The 13,063-nt window shown below is 60.9% G+C and carries 11 protein-coding genes; 6 read left to right on the top strand and 5 right to left on the bottom strand.

Annotated elements, in window-relative coordinates:
• Positions 1–144: 144 nt before the first annotated feature.
• Both ACKPCU_RS14760 and ACKPCU_RS14755 read left to right on the top strand, forming a co-directional pair.
• Complete coding sequence (locus ACKPCU_RS14760; protein WP_321351841.1) at positions 145–1,467, top strand: DEAD/DEAH box helicase; 1,323 nt, start codon at positions 145–147, stop codon at positions 1,465–1,467.
• Between the two features lie 431 nt (positions 1,468–1,898).
• Entirely contained in the window at positions 1,899–2,966 is a 1,068-nt protein-coding gene (locus tag ACKPCU_RS14755) for a 3-deoxy-7-phosphoheptulonate synthase (protein ID WP_321347836.1), read from the top strand.
• Positions 2,967–3,059: 93 nt separating this feature from the next.
• Here ACKPCU_RS14755 and ACKPCU_RS14750 read toward each other — a convergent pair whose 3' ends face one another.
• From ACKPCU_RS14750 to ACKPCU_RS14740, 3 genes are all read right to left on the bottom strand, one after another.
• Positions 3,060–4,244, bottom strand: coding sequence for a multidrug effflux MFS transporter (locus tag ACKPCU_RS14750; protein WP_321347834.1), 1,185 nt, complete (start codon positions 4,242–4,244; stop codon positions 3,060–3,062).
• Positions 4,241–5,059: an alpha/beta hydrolase gene (locus tag ACKPCU_RS14745; RefSeq protein WP_321347831.1), complete on the bottom strand. Its 819-nt coding sequence runs from the start codon at positions 5,057–5,059 to the stop codon at positions 4,241–4,243. Before ACKPCU_RS14745 ends, ACKPCU_RS14750 begins: the two co-directional genes overlap by 4 nt.
• Positions 5,060–5,151: 92 nt before the next feature.
• Positions 5,152–6,081, bottom strand: coding sequence for a LysR family transcriptional regulator (locus ACKPCU_RS14740; protein WP_321347829.1), 930 nt, complete (start codon positions 6,079–6,081; stop codon positions 5,152–5,154).
• 128 nt (positions 6,082–6,209) lie between these two features.
• On the opposite strand from ACKPCU_RS14740, the gene aptA reads away from it, so the two are divergent.
• The 3 genes from aptA (at position 6,210) to ACKPCU_RS14725 (ending at position 10,389) form a co-directional block, all read left to right on the top strand.
• Positions 6,210–7,550, top strand: a complete 1,341-nt coding sequence (gene aptA, locus ACKPCU_RS14735; protein ID WP_321347827.1) for an omega-aminotransferase AptA — start codon at positions 6,210–6,212, stop codon at positions 7,548–7,550.
• A gap of 54 nt (positions 7,551–7,604) precedes the next feature.
• Positions 7,605–9,101: a CoA-acylating methylmalonate-semialdehyde dehydrogenase gene (locus ACKPCU_RS14730; protein WP_321347824.1), complete on the top strand. Its 1,497-nt coding sequence runs from the start codon at positions 7,605–7,607 to the stop codon at positions 9,099–9,101.
• A gap of 199 nt (positions 9,102–9,300) precedes the next feature.
• On the top strand, positions 9,301–10,389 hold the full coding sequence (locus ACKPCU_RS14725) for a GGDEF domain-containing protein (RefSeq protein ID WP_104737744.1): 1,089 nt from the start codon (positions 9,301–9,303) through the stop codon (positions 10,387–10,389).
• 4 nt (positions 10,390–10,393) lie between these two features.
• On the opposite strand, the gene ACKPCU_RS14720 is transcribed toward ACKPCU_RS14725, so the two are convergent.
• Positions 10,394–11,209, bottom strand: a complete 816-nt coding sequence (locus ACKPCU_RS14720) for an inositol monophosphatase family protein (RefSeq protein WP_321347822.1) — start codon at positions 11,207–11,209, stop codon at positions 10,394–10,396.
• A gap of 36 nt (positions 11,210–11,245) precedes the next feature.
• The gene (locus ACKPCU_RS14715) at positions 11,246–11,455 is read right to left on the bottom strand and encodes a YjiS-like domain-containing protein (RefSeq protein WP_321347819.1); all 210 of its coding nucleotides are present in this window, start codon (positions 11,453–11,455) and stop codon (positions 11,246–11,248) included.
• A gap of 166 nt (positions 11,456–11,621) precedes the next feature.
• Here ACKPCU_RS14715 and ACKPCU_RS14710 point away from each other — a divergent pair, with 166 nt between their 5' ends.
• On the top strand, positions 11,622–13,046 hold the full coding sequence (locus ACKPCU_RS14710) for an aminotransferase-like domain-containing protein (protein ID WP_321347817.1): 1,425 nt from the start codon (positions 11,622–11,624) through the stop codon (positions 13,044–13,046).
• Positions 13,047–13,063 lie beyond the last annotated feature (17 nt).

Raw genomic sequence — 13,063 nt, 5'->3', positions numbered from 1 at the left:
TGATGCTGCTTTAGATGTTTGGGTTTGAGGGGATATCTTCGGATATCCCCTTTTTTTATGCGTTGCGCGGCCCCGACGGCGAGGAGACGGCTCCACTCTGCTAAACTTGCGCTTTGTTTCCTTCCGAACTCCAGAGTGACTTCATTGTTCAGCCAATTTGATCTGCACGAGCGCGTACTCAAGGCGCTCGCCGAGCTTTCCTTCCAGCAACCCACCGATGTACAGGCGGCAGCTATCCCGCCCGCGACCGAAGGTAAGGACCTTTACGTTATCGCTCAGACGGGCAGCGGCAAGACTGCTGCGTTCGTACTGCCGATGCTGCAGCGACTGCTAGCCGACGATAGCAAGCCGCTGGCCCCGCGGGGGCTGATTCTGGTTCCGACCCGCGAACTGGCTCGTCAGGTGTCGAAGGATATTGCCGCATTGGCAAAGTTCACGTTCATCAAGGCTGAGCAGGTCACTGGTGGTGAGGATTTCCGCGTGCAGGCTGCGCGCCTGCGCAAGAATCCGGATATCGTCGTGGCAACACCGGGCCGGGCGCTGGAGCAGTTGACTGCGGGCAATCTTGAATTGAGCAGTGTGCAGACATTGGTGCTTGATGAGGCGGACCGGATGCTCGACATGGGCTTCGCCGAGGATGTTGGCAAGCTCGCTGCAGCCTGCCCGGACCAGCGCCAGACCATGCTGTTCTCGGCGACCAAGGGCAATCGGGGGCTGCAGCGGATGATCGATTCGGTTCTGACCGAGCCGCAGATTCTTGCGCTGAATTCGGTTCGTGATGACACCCCAAGCATTACCCAGCAAGTCATTCCCGCGGATGACAATGCCCATAAGGAAGCCATGCTCAAATGGCTGATGCTGAACCAGGGGGAGGGCAAAACCATTGTCTTCACCAACACCCGGGTGATGGCGGATCGCATCAATGGTGTGCTGCGTGCGCTGGATCTGCGCGTGTACGTGCTGCATGGCGAGAAGGATCAGAAAGATCGCTACATGGCTGTCGAGCGCTTCAAACAGGGCGCCAACGGTATTCTGGTCGCGACTGATGTTGCTGCTCGCGGTCTGGATATCGTCGAGCTGGATCGGGTGGTCAACTTTGACATGCCGCGCAGCGGCGACGACTACCTGCACCGAGTTGGTCGTACCGGTCGTGCGGGTGCCGAAGGCCTGGCGATTTCGCTGGTTTGCCCGCACGAGTGGAATTTGATGTCGAGCATCGAACGTTACCTGCGCCGTCAGTTCGAGCGTCGCTTGCTGGCTGAAGTGCCTGGCAGTTTCAAGGGACCGAAGAAGGTCAAGGCATCCGGCAAGCCGGTCGGCAGCAAGAAAAAGAAAGACGGCAAAAAGGATGGCAAGAAGGCGGCACCAAAGTCGAAGAAGCCCAGGGCTGGCAAGCGTCCGTCGCGACCGCCGGTGGGCCAGGTGGTCACGTCGTCGGATGGTCTGGCCCCGCCGAAGCGCCGCTGAGGGGGTTGCGCGCAGCGCAACTGATCCGTTAGAGTCAACTCAACGTTTAAAGGTAACCATGCCATGACACTTTGTTCTGCACAGCTCCCTATCGCCAGCGCCTCGCGTGCTGTCGTTGCTGCGCGTGCGGCGGTTGGTTACTTTTATTTTGGGTATTGGTTTAGCCAAAGGCGCGCCTGATACCCACAGGCGCCCTGAATTGACGGGTCGCCACCAGAGAATCAAGAAACCCCGGTCGGCTCCCCGATCGGGGTTTTTTTATTGGGTTTTGCATATTTGAGGAATCGGCATGTACGCACAACGCACTTACAACCCGCGCTCTTACCGCAGCTGGCGATTTTGCACTGGCTCACTGACTGCACGACATTTAATCGATCGAACACCCAGATAGCGCCGCGGCGGCAAGACCGCCCCGGCTAAGGAAGCAAAAGATGACCGCCACCGTAACTGCACTTGCCAGCGCAGCCCCGACCACGCAAAGCGCCAACCGCCGTACCCACACTCTGCCGACGCCAGCGCAGCTACGCGAGCGCCTGCCGTTGAGCCAGGGCCAGGCTGACGCCATTGAGGCGCACCGCCAGGCCATCCGAGACATTCTCGAAGGCAAGGATGATCGCCTGCTGGTGATCACCGGCCCCTGTTCCCTGCACGACCCTGATGCGGCAATCGAATACGCTGAGCGGCTCGCCGAGTTGCAGACCCGTGTTGCGGATCGGCTGTTGCTGGTAATGCGTGCCTACGTCGAAAAACCGCGCACCACGGTAGGCTGGAAGGGCATGCTGTACGATCCGCAGCTGGATGGCAGCAGCGACCTGGCCGCCGGTCTGGCGCTGTCGCGCCGCACCATGCTGGCGATCAGTGAATTGGGTTTGCCGATTGCGAGCGAGCTGCTGCAGCCGTTGGCGGCGAGTTACCTTGACGATCTGTTGAGCTGGGGCTGCATCGGAGCGCGTACCAGTGAATCGCAGATCCACCGTGAGCTGGTCAGCGGCTTGCACCTGCCAGTCGGCTTCAAGAACGGCACAGATGGCAGTATGACGGTCGCTTGCGACGCCATGCGTTCGGCTCGGCATCGGCACCAGCATTTCGGCATGGATATGCACGGTCGTCCGGCGCTGGTCGAAACCGTCGGCAATCCCGATACTCACATCGTGCTGCGTGGTGGTCGCAGCGGCCCGAACTACCAGGCCGATGCCGTTGCCAAGGTGCGCGCAGAGCTTGAGCGACTGGGCATGCCGGCGGCACTGGTGGTGGATTGCAGTCACGCCAATAGCGGTAAAGACCCGTTGCGTCAGCCTGAGGTGCTGGCCGATGTGGTTGCTCAGCGCGTCGCGGGCGACACCAGCCTGCGTGGTGTGATGCTGGAAAGTCACCTGTTCGATGGCTGTCAGGCGCTGTCCGGCGAGCTGCGTTACGGTGTTTCCATCACGGATGGCTGCCTGGGTTGGGAGGCCACTGCGCAGGCGCTGCTTGCCGCCGCAGATCAGCTTCGCAACTGATTCTTGCGTTGCTGGCGGCCCGGAGGGGGGCGTACTGTTTGCCAAAAGCCGCCGTCGAATGATGGCGGCGTCTCCTGTGTGGCTTGTCGCCTTTCAGGCGGGCTGTCGTAGGGTATTTGATGGGTACAAAAAGAACCCTGCCAGTGAGCAGAAAGCTGTAGCGCTGAGCAGTAGTCCGAGTGTCAGTGCCGGTGGCAGGGCGATGGCGCTGACCAGTCCGGTGCCTATCGCTGCGATTGCCATCTGCAGGAAGCCGAGCAGCGAGGATGCCAGGCCGGCCTGTTCGCCAAAGGGCTGCAAGGTAACGGCGGTGCCCAACGGGTTGATGACGCCCATGCTTGCCAGAAACAGGCAGATTGCAAGGCTGAACAGGATCAGATCCTGATTCTGGTAGAACAGCACTTGCAGGATGCCACCGACCAGCGCCACTGCGCCGCCGGCCAGTGCCACCTGAACGGCACCCCAGCGCTGTGCCAGTTTCGGCGCAAGCATCCCCGCGCTGAACACGACGAAAACCGTTGCAGCAAAGAACAGACCGAGCTGAATGCCGCTGTAGCCCATGCCGCGGATCATGATAGCTGGTGCCGAGGCGAAGAAGGCATAGAGCCCGCCAATCACCAGGCTGACGGCCAGCGCTGGAAGTGCAAAGCGGCGGTCACCCAACAGCTGCAGGTAGCCTTTGCTGATCACGCCCACGGAGAGCTTCAAGCGGGCAGAAGGCGCGTGGGACTCAGCCATAGCTAGAAGGTAACCTGCCGCCAGCGCGGCACCGACGCCGGCGACCAGCAGGAAACTGGCTCGCCAACCGAGCTGACTGTCGATCAGGCTGCCCAGCAGCGGTGAGAATCCTGGCGCGGCTGCCATGGCTACCATGATGAAGGCCAGTGCTTTGGCCAGCGCCTGGCCGTCATACAGATCGCGGGCAATGGCGCGGGCCAGCACCGAGGCAGCACAAACACCGGCGGCCTGGATGACCCTGGCAGCAACCATGCTGTTCAGATCGGATGCGCCGGCGCCAAGCAGACTGCCAAGTACAAACAGCGTCAGACCACCGAGAATCAGCGGTCGACGACCGTAGCGGTCGGAAAGCGGCCCTACCAGCAGTTGTCCGACAGCAAACACCAGAAAAAAGCTGCTGAGCGTTAGGGCCATATCCTGCGGCGCGGCATTCAGCGAGACAGCCATGGCCGGGAACGACGGCAGAATGATCGTTGTTGACAGCGTGCCGACGGCCGCCAGCCCGGATAACAGCAGGAGCGTCCGAGTAGAGGTGCTCATGGCTGTATTCCGGCTTTGTGGGTGCCGCTCAACAGCGCGCAGCTGCGCGCAATCACCTGAGGGTCGGTCAGGATTCGGCGGTGGCCTAGACCATCCAGTTCGATCAGTTCGGAGCCTGTCCAGTGGCGGTGCAGGTCTGCGGAAGCCGCGAATGGGACAACCCGGTCAGACGGATCGTGCATGATCAGTGCCGGGTGCTGCAGCCCGTGCTTGAGTGCTGGCAGATCCATCTCTGCTGGCGGGATGCCGATATGTTGCTCGACCCAACGGCTGAATTCGCCCTGTTCTTCAAGGGTGAGGCCATGCCCCAGTGCCTGTAGTTGCAGCATCGGGCTGAGTGAGGAGGGGCCGGAGAGGTGAACGCTGGCGCTGACCTTCAGTCCATGAGCGAAGGCCCAGAGGCTTGCGGCAGACCCCAGCGAGTGGGCGATCACGCCGTGAATAGCGCCAAGGTGTTCCGCTAGTGCGGCCAGTGCGCGGCCAGCATGCACCGGGCTGCTCAGGTTGCCGCCTGAGTCGCCATGCGCGGGTAGATCAAACAGTGTGACAGCAAATCCAGCGCGCAGCAGCGGCTCGACGAAGGCTGCCAGATGCGAGCCGCGACTGTCCCAGCCATGCACCAGCAGTACGCGGGGGCCGAGGCCAAAACTCCAGACCGAGATGTCACCGTCGACATAGGGGAAGGTGCTGTGTTGTGCCTGTGCAAGAACCGAGCGTTCCAGACTGCTCGGCTGAATGCGCTGCGGCACGCTGAACGCGCGGCAGGCGCTATCAAGCGCAGAGGAGGGGGCGGCGCTAACGTGTGGACTGCTCATGACGGTGCTCCTTTTATATGACGGTATTAATTTAAATTAAATGTCGTTTATCATCTAAAAAGAGTCAAGCCTTTTTCCCGTCGGCGGAGAGGTCAGGTAGGGATAGCGTCGCCGGCGAGCGCCTCGAGGAAGCTCTCCAGCACCAGGTGAGGGCGTCTGCCTTTGCGGGTAACCGCGGACAGCACCAGATCGTAGTGATAGCGAGCGGGATCAAGTGCGCGCATGCGACCGCTTGCAACCCATTGGGCTGCATAGTGGTCCGGCAGGTAGCCGATGTAATGCCCGGTCAGCAGCAAGAAGGCGATGCCTTCGCGATCCGAAGCGGTGGCGGTGCAGCGCAGCGCCTGGAACTGCTCCTGAACCTCCGCTGGTACACGAAAGCTGGGCGAAATGGCGTCGTGCTGGCGCAGTGCTTCCAGTGTCAGCTGGCTGTCTTCCAGCTCGAACAGGGGGTGGCCAACGGCGCAGTAGAGTTCGGCGCGTTCGCTGTAGAGCGGTTGATACTCAAGCCCGGACAGCGCTCCGACCTGCGGAATCACGCCAACGTGGAGACGACCATCCAGTACGCCCTGTTCGACCTGACCGGGCGCAGACATACTGATTTGTATGCGCACGTCCGGGCCGCGCGTCTTCAGGCGTGCGAGCGCGTCAGTAACCCGCATGTGCGGCATGGTGACCAGGTTGTCGGTGAGGCCAATGTTCAGTTCGCCGCGCAGGTGCTGGTGCAGACCGTTGACCTCGGTACGGAAATTTTCCACTGCCGAGAACAATTGCAGTGCAGCCTGATAGACCTCGCGGCCGTCCTCGGTCATGGCAAAGCCGGCGCGCCCGCGCTGGCACAGGCGCAGGCCCAGGCGTTGCTCCAGGTCGCTCATCTGCTGGCTGATCGCCGAGCGACCGATGCCCAGCACGCTTTCGGCGACCGAAAAGCCGCCACATTCAACAACGGTGCGGAACACCCGCAGCAGGCGCAGATCAATATCTGATAATTGGGCAAGCGGGGCAGGGCGACGGGATTTCATTGTTTAGTCATTCCGAAACTGAAGGTATGAAAAGTCATGTTTTATCATACCTTTTGCTGTGGCAACGTATGTCCATTGAAAACACCGGCGCAGACGCGCCCTTCGCCGATTTCCCGTGAGGCAACTGCATGCAGGATCACAGCACACAACAGCTCGCCAGCCAGCTCAAGCTGGATGCGCACTGGATGCCATTTTCAGCTAACCGCAACTTCCATCGTGACCCGCGCCTGATCGTTGCGGCGAAGGGCAGTTGGTTGACCGACGCAGATGGACGGCAGGTATACGACAGCTTGTCGGGTCTCTGGACCTGCGGTGCCGGACACTCGCGCAGCGAGATCCAGCAGGCGGTAGCCCAGCAGTTGGGGACGATGGATTACTCGCCTGGCTTCCAGTTCGGCCACCCGATGTCATTCCAGCTGGCCGAGCAGATCGCTGCCAAGCTGCCGGGTGATCTGAACCACGTGTTCTTTACCAACTCCGGCTCCGAGTGTGCCGACACGGCGGTGAAGATGGCGCGTGCCTACTGGCGCCTGAAAGGTCAGCCGAACAAGGCGCGGATGATTGGTCGCGCCCGTGGCTATCATGGCGTCAACATCGCCGGCACCAGCCTTGGCGGTATTGGCGGCAACCGCAAGATGTTCGGCCAGTTGATGGAAGCCGATCATCTGCCGCACACCCTGCAACCGGGCATGGCGTTTACCCGCGGCATGGCCGAGACCGGTGGTGTCGAATTGGCCAACGAGATGCTCAAGCTGATCGAGCTGCATGACGCCTCCAACATCGCGGCGGTCATCGTCGAGCCGATGTCCGGCTCCGCTGGTGCCATCGTGCCGCCCAAGGGCTATCTGCAGCGGCTGCGCGAAATCTGCGACCAGCATGACATTCTGCTGATCTTCGACGAGGTCATCACCGGTTTTGGTCGTCTCGGTTGCTGGACCGGTGCCGAGTACTTTGGCGTTACCCCAGACATTATGAACCTGGCCAAGCAGATCACCAACGGCGCCATCCCCATGGGGGCGGTGGCTGCGACCAGCGAGATCTATCACACCTTCATGCAACAGAATGCGCCGGAGCACGCGGTCGAGTTCGGCCACGGCTACACCTATTCGGCGCATCCAGTGGCCTGCGCAGCCGGACTGGCGACGCTGAAGCTGCTCGAAGACGACGCTCTGGTGCAACAGGCTGCCGAGCTGGCGCCGCACTTCGAGCGCACATTGCATGGCCTGCAGGGCGCGAGTCACGTACTGGACATTCGTAACTGCGGTCTGGCGGGCGCGATTCAGCTGGCGCCGCGCGGCACCGACCCGACCATTCGCCCCTTCGAGGCTGGCATGGCGCTGTGGAAAGCAGGCTTTTATGTGCGCTTTGGGGGCGATACTCTGCAGTTCGGGCCAACCTTCAATGCGCGGCCAGAGGATCTGGATCGTCTGTTTGATGCCGTGGGCAGTGTGTTGAACACGCTGGACTGATCATTTTACGGCTGCCTGCGCCGTGGGCAGCGCCATGTTTCTCAGGAGCAAATTATGACCAACGTTACCCACTTGATTGACGGCCATCCGGTGGCTGGTACCGGCCGCAGCGCCGATGTGTTCAACCCGTCCACCGGCGCGGTCAGTGGTCAGGTACCGCTGGCAGATGATGCCGTCATCCAGCAGGCCATCGACTCGGCCAAAGCCGCATTCCCTGCCTGGCGCCGCACCCCGGCGGCCAAGCGTGCGCAGATCATGTTCCGCTTCAAGCAGTTGCTGGAAGAAAACGAAAACACCATCGCCGAGATGATCAGTGCCGAGCATGGCAAAACCATTGAGGATGCCATCGGCGAACTCAAGCGCGGTATTGAAAACGTTGAATACGCCTGCGCCGCCCCGGAGGTTCTCAAGGGCGAATACAGCCGCAACGTCGGTCCGGATATCGATGCCTGGAGCGACTTTCAGCCGGTTGGCGTGGTTGCCGGCATCACCCCGTTCAACTTCCCGGCCATGGTGCCGCTGTGGATGTACCCGCTGGCCATCGTCTGCGGCAACTGCTTCATCCTCAAGCCGTCCGAGCGTGATCCGAGCTCAACGCTGTTCATCGCCGAACTGCTGCATCAGGCCGGTCTGCCCAAGGGCGTGCTGAACGTCGTTCATGGCGACAAGCAGGCAGTCGATGCGCTGATTGCCGCGCCCGAGGTCAAGGCGCTGAGCTTTGTTGGCTCGACTCCGATTGCCGAATATATCTACGCTGAAGGCACCAAGCGCGGTAAGCGCGTGCAGGCGCTCGGCGGTGCCAAGAATCACGCCGTACTGATGCCCGACGCTGACTTGGACAACGCCGTCAATGCACTGATGGGCGCGGCCTACGGTTCGTGTGGCGAGCGCTGCATGGCGATTTCAGTGGCGGTTTGTGTGGGTGATCAGATTGCCGACGCGCTGGTCGAGAAGCTGGTACCGCAGATCAAGGCACTGAAGGTCGGCCCTGGCACCACCTGTGGGTTGGATATGGGGCCGCTGGTTACCGGTCAGCATCTGGACAAGGTCACCGGCTATGTTGAAGATGGCCTTAAAGCCGGTGCCGAGCTGGTGGTTGATGGTCGCGGGCTGAGCATCGACGGCCACGAGCAGGGCTTCTTCCTTGGTGGCTGCCTGTTTGACCGCGTGACTCCGGAGATGCGCATCTATCAGGAAGAGATCTTTGGCCCGGTGCTGTGTGTGGTGCGGGTGAACAGCCTGGAAGAGGCCATGCAACTGATCAATGAGCACGAATACGGTAACGGCACCTGCATCTTTACCCGTGACGGAGAATCCGCGCGGCTGTTCTGCGACGAGATCGAAGTTGGCATGGTTGGCGTCAACGTGCCGCTGCCGGTGCCGGTTGCTTACCACAGCTTTGGCGGCTGGAAGCGGTCGCTGTTTGGTGACCTGCATGCCTATGGCCCTGACGGAGTACGTTTTTACACCCGCCGTAAGGCCGTTACCCAGCGCTGGCCCAAGCGCGCGAGCCATGAGGCTGCGCAGTTTGCCTTCCCCAGTAATGGCTGATTGACCGTTCGTCCACAGGCCGCCTTCGGGCGGCCTGTTTCGTTTTTGGAGCAAATGCTAATCTTATTCGCATGGTTGCCGATATAGGGGGCCTGATCGCACGATGAGAGCTTGGTGTTAGCCAGGGCCCAGGGAGCAGCGCCCTTGCGTCAGTTGTCATTTCCATCACGTCAGCGGGTTCAGGAGAGAACAACCAGGCATGCCAGATAAGAATAAGGCGGATATTCACCGCAGTGAGCAGCGTCCCGAGTTCTGGGATCTGTCTATGCGCTGTTGCCAGTTGGCCGGAGCGGTCGACATTTGCTTTTTCCTGATTTTTCTCTGGCTCGGGTCACCGATTCTTGCTTGGGTTAACGTCATCAGCGTAGCCATGTATGTCTACGCCTATCAGGCATTCCGCCGACGTCGTAACTACCTGGCCGTCATGCTGATTAGGATTGAGGTGCTGGTGCATGCTGCGCTGGGTACCCTGCTGATTGGCTGGGACAGCGGCTTCCATTACTTCCTGTTGATGTTCATCCCCGCGTTGTTTGCCAGCATGCACCGACGCAGCGCCTGGATTTTCGCAATCTGCCTGTGGGCCTATTACGTCGGCATGTATGTGTTGATGTGGTTTGTAGAGCCGCTGCAACCGATAGCGCCCAAAGCGTTGCTGTACGTGAACATCTTTAATTTCACTGTCGTCTTCCTGATGTTCGCCTACCTGACCATGTACTACGTGGTAACGGTCACCCGCGCGCACCGCCGGCTGGCGCGCATGGCGACCACCGACCCGCTGACGGGCCTGTTCAACCGTCGGCATATGGTCGCGCTGACCGAAAAGTTGCTGGCCCGTGAGCATCGCGAACCCGGCAATCTGAGCCTGATGCTCATGGATCTTGATCATTTCAAGGAGATCAACGATCAGCACGGTCATGAGTTGGGTGATCGGGTTCTGGAGCGGGTGGCTGAGCTGCTGCATACCCAGGGGAGAGAACAGGATTTCGTCGGTCGCTGGGGCGGGGAAGAGTTTCTGTTGGTCATGCCGGAAACCGATCCAATCCAGGCTGTTGCAGCCGCAGAGCGCATTCGTGCTGCGGTACAAGCGCTTGACTGGAGTGATCTGCAGCCTGGTTTGCAGGTCACCCTGTGTGTCGGCATCAGCCAGTTGGATGAGCAGGAGAGCTTCAGCAGCGCGATTGCTCGTGCCGATCGGGCGCTCTATCGTGGCAAGGCGCAAGGCCGTAACCGGGTGGAGCAAGCGGTGTCGGGAGAGGTTGACCCTGCGCAGGCTGACCTGCTCACTTGACGGTCTAGTCTGCGTCCAGCGACGGCCCGATCATCGCGGCAACCTGATCATAGACACCGGGGCAGGCGACCAGGTAGGGGTTGCCGTTGAGCAGCCCATCACCGCGCAGGAAGTTGTTACTGCGTCCGCCGGACTCGGCCAGCAGCGCCAGGCCGGCGACGCAGTCCCAGCTTTTCAGGCAGGTCTCGTAGTAGCCGAGTAGTCGTCCCGCTGCCACATAGGCCGTCATCAGCGCACCAGAGCCGTTGCGCAGGAACATCCCGCCCGCATCCAGCAGTCTGCCCAGAAACGGCATGAAATGCTGCTTGCCCTCGGCGTAGAAGGTACCGACGCCAAGTAGGCCTGCGCGCAGGTCCTGCGCTTCACTCACCCTCAGCTGTTGATCGTTGACCCAGGCGCCGAAGCCGCGACCGCCATGGAACAGTTCGTCGTGATTGGGATCGGCGACCGCGCCTATGCAGGGCTGGCCATCGACCAGCAGGCCAATGGAGACACACCAGTTGTGCAGGCCATGCAGGAAGCAGGCGGTGCCGTCGATTGGGTCGATGACCCAGACGCAGCGCGCATCCAGTCGCTCTGCGCCAGTCTCCTCGCCGACAAACCCATCGGCAGGGAACGCCTTCATCAGTTCGGCACGGATGAACATTTCCAGCTCGCGGTCGGCAGCACTGACGACGTCCTGGCTGAAGCCGCCCTTGTGCTCGACTGCCAGCAAATCGCGCTGACGGTATAGCCGAAGCCCTCGCTGTGCTGCCTCACGCGCCAGTTGGCAGGCTAGTTCATAGCGACTGCTGAGATCGGAGTTGGGAGTGTCTTGCATATCGGCGGCTCGGCTTGGTGAAAGCGTGGAGCCTACTCAATTCAACCGTTTATGGTAAGAGGCAGTACGGCATCTTGCGCTGCGGTTGCGTCGCAATGTCAGCAGCGGGCGCGTTAATTCGTGCTCGAGTTCGGCGCGGCTCTGACCAACATCCGCCAGCATGCGATCGTCCAGCCGCAACAACTGGCGGCAGGTGCGCCGGCGGCGCAGTGCAGTCCGCAGTTGCTGAAGCAATCCTGTAGTCATGGTCAACTCTCCGAAAGGTACGATGACCTATATTGGCGCTGGCAGTAAAATCGATACAGATGTAGATTTAATCTTTTTTGTCGATACAGATGTGGCGCCTGCGCGCGCTGTATTGCCAGTTTCAGGTTTATCTGTATTGGTTTTGTCGAGTTTTGGAGGGGTTGTAGTGAAGCGCTATGAACAGGTTGCCCAAGCGCTGCGTCGGCGGCTTGAGCACGGGTTTTATCAGCCGGGTGACCGCCTGCCGTCGATTCGCGATCTGTGCACGGAGTTTGCGGTCAGTGTATCGACAGTACAGACCGCCTACGCGGAGCTTGAGGCGGCGGGGTGGGTAGCTGCTCGTCCAAAATCGGGGTATTTCGCGCTGGCGCGCAACCGCCCTGGTACGCTACCGGCAGTGAGCCGCCCGGCGCAGCAGCCGCTGGAAGTATCGCAGTGGGATCAGGTGCTGGCCCTGGTCAATGAGGCGCAAGAACAGGGTTGCCTGCTGCTCGGTGGCGGCTCGCCGGATACGACCGCTGACACGCTCAAGCCCCTGCGCAGGGGGCTGTCACGACTGTACCAGCGGCCCAGCTCCGAGCAGGACAATTACGACTCGCTGCTGGGCAGTCCGCTGTTGCGCCGGCAGCTGGCCCGCCTGGCTGGCGCTTCGGGCACGGTGCTGCACGAGGATGACATCGTGATCACCTCTGGCTGCCAGGAGGCCCTGTCGATAGCCATCCGCACGCTCACCAGGCCCGGTGATGTAGTTGCCGTTGACTCCCCCAGCTTCTACGGCAGTATGCAGACGCTTAAGGCATGCGGACTCAAAGCGCTGGAGTTGCCGACCGACCCGCAAACCGGTATCAGCCTGGAGGCGCTTGAACTGGCGCTCGAGCAGTGGCCAATCAAGGCGATCCAGGTGACACCTACGCACAATAACCCGCTCGGCTACACCATGCCTGATGCCCGCAAGCGGGCGTTGGTGGCGTTGGCTCAGCGCTTTGATGTGGCCATCATTGAAGACGATGTCTACGGGGACCTGGCCTATACTGCGCCGCGGCCGAGAACGATCAAGTCGTGGGATGACGATGGTCGAGTGCTGCTCTGCAGCGGCTTCTCAAAGACCCTGATACCGTCGTTGCGATTGGGCTGGATTGCCCCCGGTCGCCACCGGGACCAGGCCCTGCACATGAAATATGTCTCGACGGGGGCGACGGCTACGGTGCCGCAGCTGGCCGTCGCCGAGTTTGTCGAACAAGGCTATTACGAACGCCATCTGCGCCAGGTCGTACGCACTTACCAGCGCAACCTTGACCGGATTCTGGGCTGGATTCATGCACTGTTGCCGGCGGACTGTGCCGTCAGCCGCCCGCAAGGCGGCTTCGTGTTGTGGATAGAGCTGAAGGGGCTGGATTGCGTGCGCTTGAACGAAAGGTTGCGTCTGCGCGGCGTTCAGGTTGCACCCGGTGTGCTGTTTTCGGCCTCAGGTAAGTATCGTGACTGTCTGCGGATTAATATCACCCGAGCCGATGCCGAACTCTACGCCGGGCTGGAGCGGATGGCCGATGAAATTGTTGCGATGCGAGGGGAACAGCAGGCCTCGGAGTGAGGCCTGCTGCTTTTCGG

Source organism: Halopseudomonas oceani (assembly GCF_963677335.1).
Lineage (GTDB): Bacteria > Pseudomonadota > Gammaproteobacteria > Pseudomonadales > Pseudomonadaceae > Halopseudomonas > Halopseudomonas oceani.
The sequence above is the reverse complement of the archived record's forward strand: the minus strand, read 5'-3'. Positions and strand labels throughout refer to the sequence as shown.

Bases quoted from the DNA above. Each gene is read 5' to 3' on its own strand.
- ACKPCU_RS14755 (WP_321347836.1), top strand. From the start codon at position 1,899: ATGACCGCCACCGTAACTGCACTTGCCAGCGCAGCCCCGACCACGCAA.
- ACKPCU_RS14750 (WP_321347834.1), bottom strand. From the start codon at position 4,244: ATGAGCACCTCTACTCGGACGCTCCTGCTGTTATCCGGGCTGGCGGCC.
- ACKPCU_RS14745 (WP_321347831.1), bottom strand. From the start codon at position 5,059: ATGAGCAGTCCACACGTTAGCGCCGCCCCCTCCTCTGCGCTTGATAGC.
- ACKPCU_RS14740 (WP_321347829.1), bottom strand. From the start codon at position 6,081: ATGAAATCCCGTCGCCCTGCCCCGCTTGCCCAATTATCAGATATTGAT.
- aptA (WP_321347827.1), top strand. From the start codon at position 6,210: ATGCAGGATCACAGCACACAACAGCTCGCCAGCCAGCTCAAGCTGGAT.
- ACKPCU_RS14730 (WP_321347824.1), top strand. From the start codon at position 7,605: ATGACCAACGTTACCCACTTGATTGACGGCCATCCGGTGGCTGGTACC.
- ACKPCU_RS14725 (WP_104737744.1), top strand. From the start codon at position 9,301: ATGCCAGATAAGAATAAGGCGGATATTCACCGCAGTGAGCAGCGTCCC.
- ACKPCU_RS14720 (WP_321347822.1), bottom strand. From the start codon at position 11,209: ATGCAAGACACTCCCAACTCCGATCTCAGCAGTCGCTATGAACTAGCC.
- ACKPCU_RS14715 (WP_321347819.1), bottom strand. From the start codon at position 11,455: ATGACTACAGGATTGCTTCAGCAACTGCGGACTGCACTGCGCCGCCGG.